We start from the raw sequence: 18,940 nt of genomic DNA, 5'->3' as shown, positions 1-18,940 counted from the left end.
ACCGGAAGGTGCTGGTGGTCCGAATTATCCAAATATGTAATTTGGATAATTCTTGCGAAGCCGTGCCTTTCTCCTATCCCAATATGTAATCTGGATAGTTGTGTGAGGCATTGGCTCGCATACCCAAACATGTAGACGTTAGTAATAACTCTTCATTTATTTTTTTAGGTAATCCCAGCTCCCTAGGGAGCTGGGATTAAAAATGAATATTTATTTAAAGTTATTATTTTTAATTGATCACATATTTAACCTGAATACCAATATTCAAAGTATAAAAAACCATGGATGATCTTAATCTTCCCTAACCCTGAGCTATATATAGCGCAAGAATAAAGAGAGGAAATTCCCTCCTTTGAAAAAGGAGGGTTAGGGAGGATTCTTTAAGCTACTGGCGCCAACGTAAATAACACCTGTCCTGTTTTTACCGTTTGCCCTTTTTCAATGGTAATCGCATCCACTTGCATACGCTCAGGTGCGATAATCGGAATCTCAATCTTCATTGCTTCAATCACCGCAAGCGTTGCCCCTTCTTCCACAATATCCCCTGACTGACATTCAATTTTCCAAATTGAACCTGGCATATGCGATTCCACCGCACACCCCCCCTCAGGCACTTCTACACCTTCGCCATCATCTACCGCATCCAGGCTTTCAGACACATATTCTGCAAGTCCTGCTTCATGCCAACGACGACGTTCTGCATCGAAGTTGGCTTGTTGTACAGATTTAAATGCTGAAATCGATGCTTGGTTTTCAGTTAAAAAGTCATTGTACTCTTTTAAGTTCAATACGCCTTCTTCAATGCGCAGTTTTAAACGACCGGCTTTAAAGTCCTCACGCATGTGCATCAGTTCTTCTTCAGACACTTCATAGAATTTAATTTGGTCAAAGAAACGCAGTAACCACGGCTTGCCTTGTTCAAAGTCTGCATTTTTACGGTAACGTGACCACATTTGCGTGGTACGACCAACAAACTGATAACCGCCCGGACCTTCCATGCCATAGACACACATATATGCACCGCCAATACCGACAGCATTTTCAGGTGTCCAAGTACGTGCAGGATTGTATTTTGTGGTGACCAAACGCTGACGCGGATCAAGTGGCGTTGCCACAGGTGCACCTAAATACACATCACCCAAACCCATCACCAAATAATTGGTGCTATATACAATGTCTTTGACCGCTTGTTTAGAATCTAAACCATTGATACGGTGAATAAACTCCACGTTATCAGGACACCACGGCGCATCAGGTCGCACGGTTTGCATATAACGTTCAGTGGCAAGTTGCGTTTGCGAATCTTCCCAGGCTAGTGGTAAATACACGGTACGTGATGGCACTTGCATTTCCGTCACATCAGGCAATTGCTCTTCCGCTACTTGTAGCATACGCAATAAATCAATCTGATCAAGCTGGGTCGAGTCAAAGTGAATTTGCAGAGAACGAATACCCGGTGTTAGATCAATAATGCCTTGAATATTTTGATCTTTGACCCATTGCATCAGTGCATGAATACGGAAACGCAGGTTTAAATCAAGTACCAACTCGCCATATTCCACCAACATATAGTTATTGCCGGCAGGACGATACACCACATCAGGCGTGCCGTTTTGACCTTTTAAAATATCTAAAATGGCAGATTTCAGTGTGCTGATTTCAGGATAGAACGATTCATCAAACATGACGGCTTGGGTATCTTGAGCAGTTAATTGCGCATGATATTTTTCATTCAGCAATTTCGCTTGATGGTAGCTCACAGGCACAAACTTCACTTTATCGCCTGCTTTCAGTTGACCGAGTTTCCACAGTTCAGAATTGATCACCACCGCAGGACACACGAAACCACCAAGGCTTGGACCATCTGGTCCCAAGATAATTGGCATATCACCGGTGAAATCGATCGCACCAATGGCATACGCATTATCATGAATATTGGATGGATGCAGACCCGCTTCACCACCGTCTTGACGTGCCCATTCCGGTTTTGGACCAATCAAACGGATACCGGTACGGCTTGAGTTAAAGTGAATTTCAAACTCGTTGGCAAAGAAGGTATCAATATCATTTTTAGTAAAGAAATCCGGTGCACCATGTGGACCATACATCACCGCAATTTCCCAGGTATTTGAGAAGGTCGGGATTTGATCTTCGCTTAAAGCTTTGACTTCATCCGATGTAAATGCCGTGATTGGCAGCATATCGCCAATCAATAAGTTACGCCCTGCATGACCACCAAACTGACCTAGAGTAAAGGTCGCTTGTGAGCCTAAGTATTCAGGGACATTCAGACCGCCTTTAATACCGATATAAGTACGGCAACCTGTGGCGATTTTGCCACATTTTAAGATTTGACCTTTACGCACATTCACGGTTTGCCACATCGGAACTTGAACGCCATCCAAAGTCGATGGCATATCACCACCTGCCAATACAATTTGGCTATCGCAATGGAATTTTAAGGTCGGACCTTGTAGTGTACATTCCAGCCCTGCGGTGTTATGGGCATTGCCAAGCAGTTGGTTGGCGACATTGAGCGACAATGGATCAATCGCACCAGAAGGTGGCACACCGACATCCCAATAACCCAAACGCCCTGTGACATCTTGCACGGCGGTTTGAATACCGGCTTGTAGCACTTCAATCTTTTGGGTTTTCCATTCAAAGCTATTTAAGAAACGTGTGGTTTGCGTACCGGCTTTAAATACATCGCAGTCGATAATGTTTTGTAGATATTCAAGGTTAGTTTCGATACCTGCCACTTGCGTTTTAGCCAGTGTATCGGTCATGGCTTGAATCGCTGAATCACGATCATCCGCAGTCACAATGATTTTGGCAATCATCGGGTCATAGAAAGACGATACGTTTGAGCCTGTTTCTACCCATGTTTCATTACGGGCATTGGCATCAAATTCAACATGCGTGAGCAAGCCTGCACTTGGTTGGAAGTTTTTTATTGGATCTTCGGCATAAAGACGCACTTGAATCGAATGACCTTGAGACTCAAGTTTTGATGTAGGTGCCACCCAATCGCCACTGCCTAAAGTCACCATCCATTCAACCAAGTCCACACCAAAGACTTGCTCAGTGACACCATGTTCCACTTGCAGACGTGTATTCACCTCCAGGAAATAGAATTCTTGCGTGTCGGTATCCATGACAAATTCAACTGTTCCTGCCGAGCGGTAATTCACCGACTGCATCAGTTGAATCGCAACATTTTGAATATAGGCACGTTGTTCATCGCTTAAATGTGGTGCAGGTGTTTCCTCAATCACTTTTTGGTTACGACGTTGCACCGAACAATCACGCTCGCCCAAAGCCAAGACTAAACCGTTCCCATCACCAAAAATTTGCACTTCAATATGACGGGCATTTTGCACGAATTTCTCTAAGTACAAACCTGCATCTTTAAAGTTGGCTTGCGCTAAATACGACACGGTTGCGTAGGCATCTTTTAGCTCTTCCGCATTCCACACCAAACGCATACCGATACCACCACCGCCTGCGGTACTTTTCAGCATCACAGGATAGCCAATACGTTCCGCTTCAAGCAGTGCTTCAGCTTCATCAGCCAAGAGTTGACTACCCGGCAATAACGGAACATTGGCTTGAATTGCCAATTCACGTGCTGTGTGTTTCAAGCCAAAAGCTTTCATTTGTTCCGCATTTGGCCCTAAGAACACAATGCCTTGTGCTTCACACAGATTACAGAATTCCGCATTTTCAGACAGAAAACCATAACCGGGATGAATGGCTTGTGCGCCTGTTTGTTTTGCCACTTCTAAAATTTTATCGACATTTAAATAACTTTGGCTTGCAGGAGCATCGCCAATCAATACCGCTTCATCCGCTAAAGTCACATGTAATGAATCACGGTCGGCTTCTGAATAGACGGCAACCGATTGGATGCCTAATTTTTTAAGGGTACGAATGACACGACAAGCAATTGCACCACGGTTGGCGATGAGAACTTTATTAAACATTTTTTATACCTCGCCTTCACGCACAATCAGTTGAATTTTAGTTGGGTTATAGGCATTACATGGGTTATTCAGTTGCGGGCAGTTCGAGATCAGCACAATCAAATCCATCTCGGCTTTAATTTCCACATATTTCCCTGGTGCAGAAATACCATCATCAAACTTTAAGTGACCGTCTGAAGTCACCGGTACATTCATAAAGAAGTTAATGTTTGGACCGATATGGCGCACATTCAGACCATGCTTTTTCGCAATCGGATGTTGCGACAATGCGATCATGAAATTATTACGGCAACTGTGCATTGGGTATTTGTCGTGGGCATAACGCACCGTGTTACTTTCACATGAACAGGCACCGCCTAAAGTGTCATGGCGACCGCAGTTATCATCGTTGATGGTGGCAATTTTATTGCCAAAGTTGGTATATAACGTTGTGCCTTTTTCGAGATAAATTTGACGGTTCATCGCCAAAGTATCGGTTGCGCTATAACGCTCTTCAGGGTTATGTGCGGAGATGAATAAAGTATCCACCGCCTGGTTGCCTTCGAGATCAACGATACGGAAATACTGGCCTTTTTTGACTTCGCACATCCACGCTTCCCCGGCAGGACAGACTTCGCTTAACACTGATTTTTCTAAATTCACAAGTGTAGTCATGTTGTATTCCCCCAATTAAGCGCTTAATGCGTAGTAACGATTGTTATTTTGGAATGCACGCTGATTTTGCGGGCATGAATCACGACATACATCGCTGTCGCCTAAAGGTAAAGCCTTAAATAAAGATAATTGAATATCGGCAGGTGCATATTCAGTCGAATTGTCTAAGGCATGTGGTGCGCTGGATAAAAACACCAAACAATCCATTTCAAAACGTAGTTCAATTACTTGGTCGGTATTGTCACACTTCACATAAGTTAAATTGCCATTGTCATCCGGTTGAACTTTTGAGAATAAATTGAGCGTATTGCTAAGATCAGTGGCGGATAAACCAAATTTGGTCATCTCTAAAAGTAGGCTGTCTTTAGCATTACGGTACATGTCGTTGCGGGCATCCTGGAAGGTCTTCGTACCAAACTGTGCTTCAATTTGCGGTGCGGTACTTGGTGCACAAAAGGCATCGTTCCAACCATGATTATCTTTGACAATGGAAATCATCGCGCGACCCAGGTCAGATGCAAGGATATGTCCTGTACTTAAAAATGCCGTGTGTTGCCCTTTTAAGCTGTCTGGCATGTTATAGCGTTCGAGTTTGTCCTCACTATTGACACAATACAGTGCCACATTGGCATTTTTGCCTAAAGATTTAAGTTGTAATACTGCACCACGCTGAATACGTGCTGACCAGTGGTGTCCACCCGGTAAACGTTCCGTCCAAAGGACTTGATCTTCGTGATAAGTTATTGTGCTCATATGCATCCATCCCAATCTTCTACGGTTTACCTCCCGGGCTTTTATCCCTCCGTGTAGCGATTGGTGTTTCCTTTCGCCGTGAACTCTCGGTCGCAGACCTACATGAAATTTCATGTATCGGAACCCTAGATCACTTAATGATTGAATAGATAGATGCAAAGGCTGTGCCAATTTAGTAATACTGTTTTTCCATTTAGTAATACTTTTTGGGGTTTTAACTGATCAATTCAGGTGCAAGAATCTGTTATAGGCATCAAGATGCACCAAAACACAAAAATCCCAGCATAGGCCGGGATTTTAAAATCTATAGATGAGGACTAAGTCCGGGTCTATAGCTGCAGGATTATTTACTTAAAATCTCATGCAATATATTGCGTAACCATTGATGACTGGTTTTATGATGACAGGACATGTGCCAATACTGCTTCACAGAATAGGTCGGGAATGCAATCGGCGCATTAAAAATCTTGAGATTGCCACGCGATAGTAATACTTCACTCAAATAATAAGGCACAGTCGCAATTGCATCGGTTTCCTGCACCACCAGTCCTACGCCTAAATAGCTTGGCAAGCGCATCAGAATGTCTCGCTTGAGTTCTAGATTCAGCAATTCGTTTTCAATATGGTAATGTCCCATCCCGGCATCAATATCTATATGCGTTTCACGCAAATACTCTTCAATAGTCAGACTGTCGCCAACCAGCCGTGGATGGTCTTTGGCTGCAATCACCACATAATACTGTTCAAACAATTTCTGCTGATAGAAACCATTTTCCAGATTCGGCAGAAAACCTAAAGCCAGATCAATTTCTCCATTGGCCATTTGATAGCTGGTTTCTGAAGTAATTGGACGTACATTCAGACGAATATGCGAAGCGTGCTGTTTCAGATATTGTGAAATTTTTGGCAACAAAACCAGATGCGATACATCGGTCATCGCCAGAGTAAAACGCTGCTGGGATGTGGTCTGATCAAAATCAATAGTAAAATTATTAATGGTTTCGACTTTACTCAGCGCTTCACTGACCAAAGGAAATAGCTGCTTTGACAGATCCGTCGGCAGCATTTCATTGCCAATACGCAAAAATAAAGGATCATTATAATGCTGACGGATTTTATTGAGCAGATTACTCACCGTCGGTTGGCTCATATCCAGATAATCGGCTGCATGGGAGACGTTCTTAAATTTGTAGACATAATAAAAGATGCTAAGCAATTTACAGTCAAGTTCAAACACAGAAACACATTTCCTTCAATTTTTTAATCATTTTGGCGGATCCTATCATCCGCGTAATTTGATCTAGTGCCAATGTCCAAATATAACACTTTGTAACTATCTGTATGATCATTCAGGATGTGTTTTGCAATAAAAATACTGTTTACCCGATATGCAACTCTATCAAATACCACTTCATGTAAAATGGATAACCCTTATCTTTTATTTCAGCTGAAACACTTAAGTCGCATGTTATATACTCAGCCGCACAGAATAGACTGTGGAAATTAAGGGAAAAGTGTCATGTTTCAGAACAAAAAGCTAGTCTGTTTTGATCTGGATGGTACGTTGATTGATTCTGTAGGCATTTGGAATCAGGTCGATGCTGCCCTGATTTATGAGTTTTCCGGTATAAAAGCCAATTTAAAATTGATCCAGCAGCAGCGGGATCTACAGTTGACAGCCTTTCGACATTTGCCTGATCCTTATCTGGAATATTGTGGTTATTTAAAAGAACTATACGGTTTTGAACTAAACAAAGAAGACGTCAAAAACCGCCGTTACAGTATTTCACGACATCTTCTGGATCATGTGGTCGAATTAAAACCTCAGGCGGAACTTATAATCCAGGCCCTGAAAAAACAAGAGATTCCATTGGCCTTAACCACAACCACTAGTTTATTCAATGTGCAACGTTATCAGGACAATAATCAAAATATTAACGCTAAAATCAGCTTTGATGATGATTTTGCCTTAATCCTCACCCGCGAAAATGTCCAGAACATCAAGCCACATCCAGAAATTTATCTGAATGTTCTTGAGCATTTCAAAATTGAAGCCAAAGATTGCCTGATTATTGAAGATTCTTTAATTGGTGTAGAAGCTGCGAATAATGCAGGAATAGAGGTAGTGGCAATTTATGATCAGTATTCTGCTCATGAAATCGAGCTGATTAAAGCCAGAGCAAATTATTTTGTGCAGGATTTTACCGAATTATTAGGGCATATTGCTTAAATATCTATATAAATAAATGTCATGAATAATTCCATTTCATGACATCTATGTTGTTATTTCTAAACGGATTAGATTAGAGCATTATTTGGCTTTTTGGTAGACTGAACCTGACCCTACAAGGTTGCCAGTTTTCTCATCAATTACAAAATCGACCATTCCTGCCCCTGCATTCAGCTGAAGCATGCCATTTTCATTTACAGCCGCGGGCATCGGGTTCTTTTTCTCTGTTTTACCGGTTTCCTTATCTTTGATGGTATTGGTAATCAGATAATTTTCACCATTTTTAGCAATTACCAGGATATTTTCAAGTTTTGGATTTTCCAGAGTGTTCTTCCAGTTGCCCTGATAATCTGGAGCTGGCGCTTCAGTGGTGTTACAAGCGGTTAATAGCAATAATAAGGAGATTCCTGAAAAATATTTAAGATATTTCAAAACTAAGACCCTGAATGTTAAGACGCCGCCATTATAAAAAGAACCTTCCTAAAGTTTAGCGAGTTGTTGTAGACAAAGCGTTTCAGCCGTACCAAGTCTGTTTTGTATGAGTGTTTTTTTGAAAAGGATTCTTCACATTTTATCCATAAAATATAATGTATTACTTAATTATTCTAATGAATCAAATATTTTAAAATACTTGAATTTGATAAGGTATTGGCATTTTTTAAGCTTATTGAAACTAATATTACTAGATCCAAGACAATCTACAATTAAGTTGATATGTATAAGAAGCTCAGATAAAAAAATCCTCAATAACCCATCCAAAGTTATTGAGGAGTACCAAACTGGTTAAGAAACATCAATATGATGCTGTTAAAGAAAAGTGATTAAAAGAACTGGGCTTTTACACCATTCAATATAGATTTTGCGCTTTGCACTTTTTCTGCAATTTGTGCATGCCATTCGTTTGGTACAGAGCATTTTGCAACGCGAACCCAAACGGTCGAAAACTGCTTCATAAAACTGGCTTCGTTATAGTGGATACCATATTCAGCACATAATGCTTTGATTTTTGGTGCCACTTCTGAATAACGGTTCGCTGGCATGTCCGGGAATAAATGGTGCTCAATCTGATGGCTCAAGTTACCACTTAGAATATGTAGCCATTCGGTACCACTGAAATTACTCGAACCGCGGATCTGACGCAGATACCATTCCGCACGGGATTCATTTTCTGTATTGTCCATTTCAAAAGTTTCAGCATCTTCCGTGAAATGACCGTTAAAGATCACAGCTGAAGCCCACAGACTACGAATCACATTGGCCACTGCATTGCCAGTAAATACTGGAATGGCATTTGGGCCGGCAATAATCGGGAAGAATACATAATCTTTTAGTACCTGACGGCGCATCTTTTTACGTAGTGGCGCTGCTTCATCCCAAACCTGTTTCCAGGTTTTAGTTTTGTAGGCAATGACATCTTCCAGATGCAGGCGCTGTAGACCCACGTACCATTCGAAGAACACCATTAACTGAATTGTTAGTGGAATATTAAACAGAAAACGGGGTTCCCATTTTTGCGATTCACTCACACGAATCAGGCCATAACCAACATCATGGTCCATACCGACAATATTGGTATAAGTATGATGAATATAGTTATGAGTATATTTCCAGTCATCACCGGTGGCGATGGTATCCCAGTCATAAGACGAACCATTCAGACTTGGATCATTCATCCAGTCAAACTGGCCATGCATCACGTTATGACCAAGTTCCATATTTTCTACGATTTTGGAAATACCCAATAAGCCTGTACCGAGTAGCCAGACTGGTGGCAACCAACCGGCTACCATCAGCATGCCCCGGGAAGCAATTTCGCTATAGCGGACAAAATTACGGATTTTATAGATGTATTCAGCATCTTTTTCACCTAAATCATCCATCACCTCACGACGGATCGCATCCACCTTGGCACCAAATTCCTGAATCTGTTCAGGGCTTAAAAATTGGGTCTTATTGTGCCGCTTAAAATCAATTTGCATATTCATGAGAGTACCTTCTTATTTTTCTAGGGATTAAAGATTAATCACCACAGGACTAACGGCCTGGGAGATACACAGTTTAATCGGGGTATTGCTCTCGTGATCGATTTCACCAGTCAAGATATTTTTCACTGAGCCACTGACTTTGGTGCAGGAACAGGTATTACAAATTCCCATTCGGCAACCATGTGCAGGACGCAAACCTGCCTGTTCAGCACTTTCCAGAATGGTAGAGCTGGCCTGAAACTCCTGATGCGATCGCTGGAATTGCACAGGTTGTGCTTTAACTTTTTCATCCACCACGATCTGGAAGTATTCAGAATGGAAACTGGATTTCACGGAAAGCTTTTCAGCAATACGGTGTGCTGTTTTCATCATGGCCGCTGAACCACAGGCATAAATTTCACGTTGTTCAAAATCAGGCACCAGCTTGTTGAGTAACTGTAGGCTGAGATGCTGCTTATGCTCCACAGTATTAAAATGATGATATTTCAGATGTGGATGCATCAGTGCCAAGGTTTTGATTTCAGCATGAAACGCATCATCACGGGTGAAGTAGATCAGATCAATCGGATGCTGAAACTGCACTACGGCTTTTTGCAGCAAGGAGTAAATTGCAGTGATACCGCTGCCTGAGGCCAGCATTAAAATGGGTTTAGGGGAATTCAGCAGGGTGAATTCGCCCTGTGGCTGTGAAAGCTCTACCACAGCACCCAGTTGTGAGGAGCTCAAGGCACGGGATACTTTACCCTGCTGTTTAACAGCGATAATTACATCACCATTTTTTAGCATTGTAACGACAGAATAATGACGCTGATGCAAAATACCATCCAGCCTTAAAGTCACAGCCACATTCTGTCCTGGTTGAAATTTTTTAGCCTGAAAGTTGAAATTTGGACGTAACTGGATCTTATAAAAATCATTGCCAATAAGCTGGATGCTGATCACTTCTGCCTTCACTTTTTTCAATGCCAAAGTTGGATGAACTTTTTCAGCAATGAAATCAATGAAGTCTTCTCGGATCCAGTGAGGCTTGTAGCTTTGCATACTTGTCATTTTTATTACCTCATACAGAAACAGAATTAATGTACATCTGTCTATTTATTATGCATTCAGAATATAGGCTTTTATAATTCGTTCCATGTCAATTCGGGTCAAATCATGTTTCTGTCGGTAGAATTCCTGTTTTTTGTCGGACAAAATGATGTACTTTGATTAAAGTTAGTTTTCGGCATGTAAATCGGAAAGACATTTCATGCCAGTTCGCCTATATGGATTGACTATTTTTCTATCAGCTTTATGGCTATAAATATGCAAAAGGCTGACCACATTTCTGTAGTCAGCCTTGTTATTTTGGCAGAGTTTATAGGTATTATTCTACAGCTGGGCTGAGCTCTGTTTGCTGATCCAGCAATACTGTTCCGAACTTTTCACGCAAGTCTTTTTTCAGCATCTTGCCAGTACCACTCAGTGGAATTGCATCGACAAAAATTACTTTGTCTGGCACCTGCCATTTCGCCACTTTGTCAGCAAAATAATCCAGCAGTTCTGGCTCGGTGAGCTGACTGTCAGGTTTTTTAATCGCAATCAGGATTGGGCGTTCATCCCATTTCGGATGCTGTGCAGCAATAACAGCTGCCATGGCTATTTGCGGATGACCCATAGCCAGATTTTCCAGTTCCACCGAGGAGATCCATTCTCCGCCCGATTTGATCAGATCCTTGGCACGATCACTGATTTTCATAAAGCCATCTTCATTTAAGGTGGCAATATCCCCCGTATCAAACCAGCCATCAGCAGTTAAAGAAGATTCTTCCTTGCCAAAATAGTTATTGATGATCCAGTGACCACGAATCTGCAGATTGCCTGTGGTTTCACCATCGCGAGTAATTTCATTCGATCCATTTTCTTCATCAGTCAAACGCAAGTCGACACCAAATGGTGGACGACCTTGAGAAAGACGAATTTCTAAACGCTCTTCTTCACTCAAATCCAGATGTTTGGCTTTAATCTGATTGGCTGCGCCAAGTGGACTGGTTTCCGTCATACCCCAGGCATGAATGGTTTCACAATCAAACTGTTCTTTAAATACTTTTAGCATTGAAGGCGGACATGCCGAACCGCCGACGACATTGCGTTTTAAGCTTTCTAACTTGGAACCCGACTGTTGCGCTGCTGCAATCAAACCTTGCCAGATCGTTGGTACACCTAGTGCAACTGATACTTTATAGCTGTCAATTAAATTGACTAAACTTGCGCCATCTAGCCCTGGGCCTGGCAATATCAAAGTACAGCCGACCATCGCTGCTGCATATGGTGTCCCCCAGGCATTGACATGGAACATCGGTACTACAGGCAGCATGATATCTCGTGCAGATACATTCAGTGAATCCGGCAAACTGATCGCAAAACTATGTAATGTCGTTGAACGGTGACTATATAAAACACCTTTTGGATGACCTGTAGTTCCAGAGGTATAACACAGTGAGCTTGCTGCATTTTCATTGAGAACAGGCCAATCAAAATCATCAGATTGATCGGCAATCAGCTCATCATAGAATTTCACATCTGGAAGAGCTTCAAGGATAGCCTCATCTTTTGCATCCAGACAGATAAAGTGCTCTACCTTGCTTAGCATCGGTTTGACGGCTTTAATTAAGGGTACAAAGGTTTTATCAAACAGGATTACGCGGTCTGATGCATCATTAATAATAAATACCAACTGTTCCGGGAATAAACGTGGATTAATCGTGTGGCAAACAAATCCACTTCCAGAAATGGCATACCAGGATTCCAGATGACGATGGTTATTCCATGCAATGGTCGCGACACGGTCGCCATGTTGCAGTCCCAGCTGATTCAGCACATTGGCGAAACGTTTGGCATTGTTACGAATTTCGCCCCAGGTCGTATGAGTCATGCTGAGATCAGTATTTTTTGAAATTACCGCAGTATCGGCATGATAGCGTCCTGCATGTTCAATCATGCTGCTGATCAGTAAGGGCTGAAACATCATATTTCCAAGCATGTTGTGCTCCTTTATCCTTGTTATACGTCCATATTGTTGTCGAGATTTTTAAATATTTTTATTTAAGCATGATGCGCAGATTAGCAGACACTGCAAAATAAACGCATCACTTGCTTGAATCTAGCAAGGAAAAATATGAAAGCAAGTAGCAAAATGTGACAAAAACTACGGCGTCTATGAAAATATCAAAAACTATCATTTTTTATAATGGAATAATTATATGAATAAAAATCCCGGTCATTAAACCGGGATTTTTTATTATTTGAGTCCTGAGAAGAACAGGTTATCAGCGTTGACCACTAAAACCACCCCCAGACAAAACAACCCTGCATAAATAGCGAACCAAATAATCATCTTTTTGAAAGCTTCATCAGAAATACTGCTGTCTGCATATTTCGGTGCTTTTTTCTGTTCGTCTGGAGTCATATGCTCACCTGTCGCTGGATTTAGGGACTATCCTTATTTTCAGCCCGATTGCAAAAAATGAGTAGATACAAATACTGCCTAAAAAAATATAACAGATAAATCATAACTGCTCCAACTGTTATATTTAACCTGACTAAATATGCTATATATGCAGGTAAATTTCCATTTTTCTATTTTTCTTGATGTATGTATAAATTTGAAAAACTCGCGCTCAGTATTCGTCATATGATTGAGGACGGCATCTGGAAAGCCCATAACAAACTCCCTTCATTGCGTGAGCAGTCTGAACTTTCCGGTTATAGCCTGATGACAGTATTAAATGCCTATCAGGAACTTGAGGCACAAGGCTGGCTGTATGCCAAAGATAAATCCGGGTATTACATTGCAGAACGTGCTGGTCTTGCAATAACTTCCATTAAAGAAACATTAGCAGCTCACGAGAAAATACAGATCAATTCGGTGGTATTTAACTATCTCAAAGATACCCAAGCAGCAGATATGATCCCGTTGGGATCGGCATTCCCCAATCCTGAACTGCTATTTAATAGCAAATTTATGCAGTTATTATCCCAGCATTCCAAACGTAAAAACAGCTATCTGAATCATCCAAATATGCCACCGGGTAATCTGGAGCTGCGCCAGATTATTGCCGGACGTTATCAATTACAAGGTATATCATGCCATTCAGATGACATTGTCATTACATCTGGTGCGCTGGATGCTCTAAATTTGTCTTTACAGGCGCTCACCCAAGCGGGAGATTATATTCTTTTACAGGAAACCGTATTTTATGGGGCTTGGCAAGCTGCTGAAAGACTGGGACTAAATGTCATTACTCTTCCTGATGATCTTGAACGTGGTTTTGATCTGAAAGCTTTTGAAAAAGTCCTGAAACAATATCCGATCAAAGTCTGCTGGCTGATGTTGAACGCACAGAACCCGATTGGCTACACAGTTTCTACAGAAATCAAAGAAAATATTGCACAGTGCTTAGCTCAGTATCAGGTGCATCTGATTGAAGATGACGTTTATCAAGAACTGAACTTTGGCAAGGAAAAACCGGTTCCAGTGAAATATTTCGACCAGCACAATATGGTGCTGCACTGTGGTTCATTTTCTAAAACACTAGGCATGGGTGCACGGGTCGGCTGGGTCTTTGCAGGCCCATATTCCAATGCTATTCAACATCTACAGTTGATGAGTACCCTGAGTGTGAGTCCGCTTTTACAGAATACATTGGTAGATTTTGTTGCACATCATCATTATGAAAAGCATTTGCGTAGTTTGCGCCGTCATTTAAATCAGAACAAAAAACGTTTTTATCAGAAACTCAAAGCCAGATTACCTGAAGACTGTAAGATTCACTATTATCCAACGGGCTATTTTTTGTGGGTAGAGCTGCCTGAAGATATGGATTCGCAGCAGCTCTATACAGATTTGCTTGAACAGAAGATTTCCATTGCACCGAGTCTGCTGTTCAGGCCTAAACATGCAGCACAGAACTTTATTCGATTAAATTGTTCTTTTGAATGGACAGATGAACTTGCTCGAGCTGTAGAACAGATCATCGATCAAATTGAACACAATAAAAAAGCGTAAACTGGGTTCACGCTTTTCAAAATATAATCTGAGAAGTATTAAAAGCTATAGATTGCAACGGCGTTAATCCTGTTATCTTCACCCTTAGTGCTACCATTCGTGGCTGCACCTAATGCTTCACGTTCACCATAGACATATTCTAGGCCAAAACTTAAAGGTTTGATTGGACTATAGAACACATTTGCCCATGCCTGCCAAAGATCCTTGTTAATTGCTGTTGGATTCGCGGTAGCAGTAACATATCCATTATCTTGCTCGAAATTCATATAACCATAGCCCAAGGTACCACGTAACTTGTCATTAAACTGCTGGGTTAAACCGACAGTAATCGAGTCGAACTCACTCTGTAAAAGATCCCCGTTCGTCGCTCTAACTACACCAGGATTGGCATAAGACACAAAGCTGCTATCACCTTTAACATGGTAGTAATCGGCTTTTAAAGTAGTACCCGGTACAACTTCATATTTTGCACCCAGACCTACACCCCATGCCATTTCTTCATCTTCATTGACACGCTTTTCATTCCCCATGGCACGGGCACTGACGCTAAGATTATCAGCAAACTTATGGTTTAGGCGCGCGGTTAAGGCAGGCAAACGCTGTTTGATTCCAGTAATGGTGGCATCTTTTGGATCTTCTACTGCAAGAACCAGATTGGTAGCAGGACTAAAGGTACTGGTATGACGAACCTGAGGCGTACGCTTTACTGCACCACCTGCATAGGCCAAAGCATCTACAGTTTCTGGCATATAATCCGGTATAGCAAAGTTTGACCAGGTCTGACCAATCAGCCAGTTGGCATAACTCATATAAGCATGACGGATACGTAAATTATCCAGACCTGCGCCACCAAGGAAATCTACTTCAACTTTAGCACTCAGGGCTTTGTACCCAGCACCTACAGGAGCTTTAAAGTCCATCCCTAGACGGGTTGCAGAAAGTGTCGATTTAAACTCATCACTGCGCTCGCCTACACCCTCAAGTGGAACAGCATTAATCTGGTTATACATACGTGTTGCTGAACCGCCTTCAGCCTGATAAGAGGCATCGGCACGGACATTTCCGTAAAGATTGAATTCAGCACCACTAGCAAGTTTCATGACCGGTTTGGCTGCTGGTGCTATAGCTGCCGGTGTTGTTGCCTGTGCTGTATATGTAACTTGTCGAGACTGCTGCTGTTCAATCATGGCACGCAAGGCTTTGACTTCCTGACGTAACTGCTCGATTTCATCCTGACTGGATTGAGCTGTGCTTTGCGCTATAGCTGACAGGCTGATACCGCCTATACTTATTGCCATCATGCTCATCAAAACTTTACGTTTGAAGGTTGAATTATTGATTGATTGTTGATTAGTGAATTGCGACATGTTCATCCTAAACTCGCTTTTTTATTGTGCAATTTAATTCCAGCAACCGGTCACCACCACTTATGATGGTGACCTATTCCATTGAAATATTTACTTTATTAACTGATATTTTCTTTATTAATTCGCTTCTTTGGCAAGTATGGCTTCGCTCGATTCAGAGGTTTCAAGGACCTCACCATCTACAGAAGCTCTCAGGTTCACCAGAAAAATGGCCAGCGCTGCAATCACGCCCGGAATCGCAATGGCAAAGAAGTTCATTTGGTGTGGTAGTTCCATTGTCAGCAATGCACCTGTCAAAACGGGTCCAACGATGGCACCAATACGACCAATTCCCGATGCCCAACCCATTCCGGTAGAACGCACAGTAGATGGGTAATATTGTGCAACAAAGGTATATAACAAGATCTGTGAACCGATCGTTGCAGCACCAGCGATTGCAATCAGGGTATAAAGTACAAACTGCGGGCTGTTAAAACCAAGCAGAATTAAGGCAGATGCACCACACAGGAACATAATGGTCAGCACTTTTTTGATATGGAATTTATCAGCCAGATAACCCCCACCAATTGCGCCAATCATGCCGCCAATATTCAAGGCGAATAGGAATATCATACTGGCACCCAATGAGTAACCCGCCTGAATCATCAGCTTTGGTAACCAGCTTCCCAATGCATACACCATCAACAGACACATAAAGAAAGCAATCCAGAACATGAAGGTACTGAATGTACGACCTTTCTGAAATAATGCTTTTAATGGCGCTTCATCACCCTTTTTCACTTCGTTCAGGACAAATTGAGAATTTTCTGTAACATCTTGAGCAGGTGAAATCTTTTTAATGATGTTTCGTGCTTCTACAGTCTGATTTTTGACGGTTAGATACATCAACGATTCAGGCAGGAATTTCCAGATTAACGGTAAAGCCAATAAAGGAACACCGGCAATATAGAACATGATCTGCCAGCCAAACTGTGGTACCAGCCATGCACCTAAAAGTGCAGACGTCATACCGCCAATCGCATAACCACTAAACATCAGGGCAACCAAGGTGCTACGGATACGTTTAGGCGCATATTCGGTCATTAGCGCTACAACGTTTGGCATAACTCCGCCAATGCCGAGACCAGCCAGAAAACGTAAAACTCCAAACTCTACCGGTGAGCTGGCGAATGGCCCCAGGAAGGTAAATCCGCTAAAAATTGCCACACAGAGCATAATAGTTTTCTTACGCCCGATTTTGTCGGACAGCGTGCCGAAACTCATGGCACCAAACATCATGCCGAACAAGGCAGTACTAGCTAACATCCCTGCCTGTACCGCTGTTAAAGACCATTCCTGCATTAATAATGGTAAGGCTACTCCATAAATCACCAGGTCATAGCCATCAAAAATAATAATGATCAAACACCAGATCAGAACACCCCAGTGAAATGGTGTAAATTTCGCTTCATCAATTAATGTATTGATATTGACTTTGGTTGCTTCCATCTTTGCCTCCTGCAAATGCAACGTTCCAATTAATGGAGCAACAATGCAGCATGGCTGGATAAATGTCCAAAACCGAATATATCTATATCTATACCTTCAAAGTTGTTTACAGGCAGAATCGACCTTCCAGGACCGATGTTTTCATCATAAATCGGGTTTGCTGGCTGAAATACCTGGTTTTTATATAGGTTTAGGGTATGAAAGAACCTAAAAGGTTGAATGTCAGAGCACTTTGATCAGCAATCAAACAAAATAGGTATAAAAGGAAGATTTAAAATTTTCTTCTTTATCAAAATTTCCCGATTGCACTAAAGTCGTAGATCGCTGCATACTTTTTTTAGAGGGTAAGGAGAAAACTCCGCCCAAGCCTTAAACTTAAGTCTAAGGCGCGGTATAGTCAGGGATAAATACATATCTAAAAACTGTTTCTATCATATTTAATTGCTTCCAAATCATACACTTGGTAAATACAATCAAATAAGGACATGATGTCTTCACTCTCGTCCATATTGCGCATAGTCAGAAAAACCGGACTGACTGCACTCTCGTCCAGAATCGGGATATAGTTAAGGTGAGCTAACTGAATCGAATGAGCACTTTCCGGTACAATACATACACCCTCACCCGCTGCGACCAGCCCCAGCGCCAGCTGAATTTCCCTTACAATCCGGACATGTTGTGGTTCCAGATTATATTCTGAAAATAATCCCTGTACCTGGGTGGCGAAACTTGGAGAGGTATGATTAGGATAGAGAAATAATTTTTCATCAACAATATCAGCAAGATATATTCCTTTATTATGGGAAGATAAAGGATGGCTGGAATGTACACCGAGTACCAGACGTTCTTCACGCAACAGCACCCGCTTTAATGCCGGATCAGAAATGCGTAAACGCCCAAAGCCAACATCTATACGCCCTTCTTTCAGTGCCTTAACCTGTTCCATGGTGGTCATTTCCACCAGTTCAATTTTCAGGTGTGGCTGTTGCTGCCTATATAAGTAGACAATGCGCGACAGCAATCCATAAAGCAGAGATCCAACAAAACCCATGGTAACCGTGCGTTCTACCATACCAATACGCTTGGTCATGGACTTCACTTCTTCAGCATTGGCCAGAATTTTTACCGCATGTTGGTAGAAAAAATACCCAGCCTGAGTGGTTTTAAGTGGTCGACTGCCACGCTCAAATAACGCAATACCAAGTTCTGCCTCAAGATTTTGAATCTGGCGGCTTAATGGGGGCTGGGCAATAAAAAGTTTCTCTGCAGCTTTAGTAAAACTTTGCTCTTCAACTACTGCTACAAAATACCTTAAATGTCTGAGCTCCATAACGTGCATACCTTTTAAATATAATAAAATGCAAAAATGGTCTTCGACAGCCATTTATGATTCTTTTAAGGTATATCAAGTCAAAGCATTAAAGCAAGAA

The 18,940-nt window shown here is 41.9% G+C and carries 14 protein-coding genes and 1 riboswitch; of the genes, 2 read left to right on the top strand and 12 right to left on the bottom strand.

What is annotated here, in order from left to right; translation table 11 throughout:
* Positions 1–380: 380 nt before the first annotated feature.
* The 4 genes from uca to B3D47_RS06065 form a co-directional block, all read right to left on the bottom strand.
* Positions 381–3,986, bottom strand: coding sequence for an urea carboxylase (gene uca / locus B3D47_RS06080; protein WP_286860619.1), 3,606 nt, complete (start codon positions 3,984–3,986; stop codon positions 381–383).
* A 3-nt stretch (positions 3,987–3,989) separates the two neighbouring features.
* Positions 3,990–4,640, bottom strand: a complete 651-nt coding sequence (locus tag B3D47_RS06075) for an urea amidolyase associated protein UAAP2 (protein ID WP_286860617.1) — start codon at positions 4,638–4,640, stop codon at positions 3,990–3,992.
* A 15-nt stretch (positions 4,641–4,655) separates the two neighbouring features.
* Entirely contained in the window at positions 4,656–5,393 is a 738-nt protein-coding gene (locus tag B3D47_RS06070) for an urea amidolyase associated protein UAAP1 (RefSeq protein WP_286860615.1), read from the bottom strand.
* Between the two features lie 28 nt (positions 5,394–5,421).
* A riboswitch (guanidine-I (ykkC/yxkD leader) is annotated at positions 5,422–5,533 on the bottom strand.
* Between the two features lie 203 nt (positions 5,534–5,736).
* Positions 5,737–6,630, bottom strand: a complete 894-nt coding sequence (locus B3D47_RS06065; protein ID WP_004894919.1) for a LysR family transcriptional regulator — start codon at positions 6,628–6,630, stop codon at positions 5,737–5,739.
* A gap of 282 nt (positions 6,631–6,912) precedes the next feature.
* Here B3D47_RS06065 and B3D47_RS06060 point away from each other — a divergent pair, with 282 nt between their 5' ends.
* The gene (locus B3D47_RS06060) at positions 6,913–7,623 is read left to right on the top strand and encodes an HAD family hydrolase (RefSeq protein WP_286860612.1); all 711 of its coding nucleotides are present in this window, start codon (positions 6,913–6,915) and stop codon (positions 7,621–7,623) included.
* 81 nt (positions 7,624–7,704) lie between these two features.
* On the opposite strand, the gene B3D47_RS06055 is transcribed toward B3D47_RS06060, so the two are convergent.
* From B3D47_RS06055 to B3D47_RS06035, 5 genes are all read right to left on the bottom strand, one after another.
* Entirely contained in the window at positions 7,705–8,055 is a 351-nt protein-coding gene (locus tag B3D47_RS06055; RefSeq protein WP_048881061.1) for a hypothetical protein, read from the bottom strand.
* Between the two features lie 389 nt (positions 8,056–8,444).
* Positions 8,445–9,608 carry a fatty acid desaturase family protein gene (locus tag B3D47_RS06050; RefSeq protein WP_286860609.1) on the bottom strand — a complete coding sequence of 388 codons (1,164 nt, stop codon included), beginning with the start codon at positions 9,606–9,608 and terminating at the stop codon, positions 8,445–8,447.
* 27 nt (positions 9,609–9,635) lie between these two features.
* On the bottom strand, positions 9,636–10,658 hold the full coding sequence (locus B3D47_RS06045) for a flavin reductase family protein (protein ID WP_286860606.1): 1,023 nt from the start codon (positions 10,656–10,658) through the stop codon (positions 9,636–9,638).
* A 316-nt stretch (positions 10,659–10,974) separates the two neighbouring features.
* Positions 10,975–12,630 (bottom strand): long-chain-fatty-acid--CoA ligase, encoded by a 1,656-nt coding sequence (locus B3D47_RS06040; protein WP_005222219.1) that lies wholly within the window; start codon positions 12,628–12,630, stop codon positions 10,975–10,977.
* Between the two features lie 258 nt (positions 12,631–12,888).
* Complete coding sequence (locus B3D47_RS06035) at positions 12,889–13,056, bottom strand: hypothetical protein (protein WP_004894933.1); 168 nt, start codon at positions 13,054–13,056, stop codon at positions 12,889–12,891.
* A 186-nt stretch (positions 13,057–13,242) separates the two neighbouring features.
* Between B3D47_RS06035 and B3D47_RS06030 the strand changes: the two genes are divergently transcribed.
* Positions 13,243–14,655: a PLP-dependent aminotransferase family protein gene (locus B3D47_RS06030; RefSeq protein ID WP_286860602.1), complete on the top strand. Its 1,413-nt coding sequence runs from the start codon at positions 13,243–13,245 to the stop codon at positions 14,653–14,655.
* Positions 14,656–14,693: 38 nt separating this feature from the next.
* On the opposite strand, the gene B3D47_RS06025 is transcribed toward B3D47_RS06030, so the two are convergent.
* The 3 genes from B3D47_RS06025 to B3D47_RS06015 all read right to left on the bottom strand — a co-directional run bounded on the left by B3D47_RS06025 (position 14,694) and on the right by B3D47_RS06015 (position 18,840).
* Entirely contained in the window at positions 14,694–16,028 is a 1,335-nt protein-coding gene (locus B3D47_RS06025; protein ID WP_286860598.1) for a DcaP family trimeric outer membrane transporter, read from the bottom strand.
* A 111-nt stretch (positions 16,029–16,139) separates the two neighbouring features.
* A complete protein-coding gene (locus B3D47_RS06020) occupies positions 16,140–17,510 on the bottom strand; it encodes an MFS transporter (RefSeq protein WP_253170715.1) in 1,371 nt (456 codons plus the stop codon).
* Positions 17,511–17,925: 415 nt separating this feature from the next.
* Positions 17,926–18,840, bottom strand: coding sequence for a LysR family transcriptional regulator (locus B3D47_RS06015; RefSeq protein WP_103800653.1), 915 nt, complete (start codon positions 18,838–18,840; stop codon positions 17,926–17,928).
* Between the last annotated feature and the right edge of the window lie 100 nt (positions 18,841–18,940).

This window comes from Acinetobacter sp. UBA3461, from assembly GCF_002381195.1.
GTDB lineage: Bacteria > Pseudomonadota > Gammaproteobacteria > Pseudomonadales > Moraxellaceae > Acinetobacter > Acinetobacter schindleri.
This window is presented reverse-complemented; position numbering and strand designations above follow the sequence as displayed.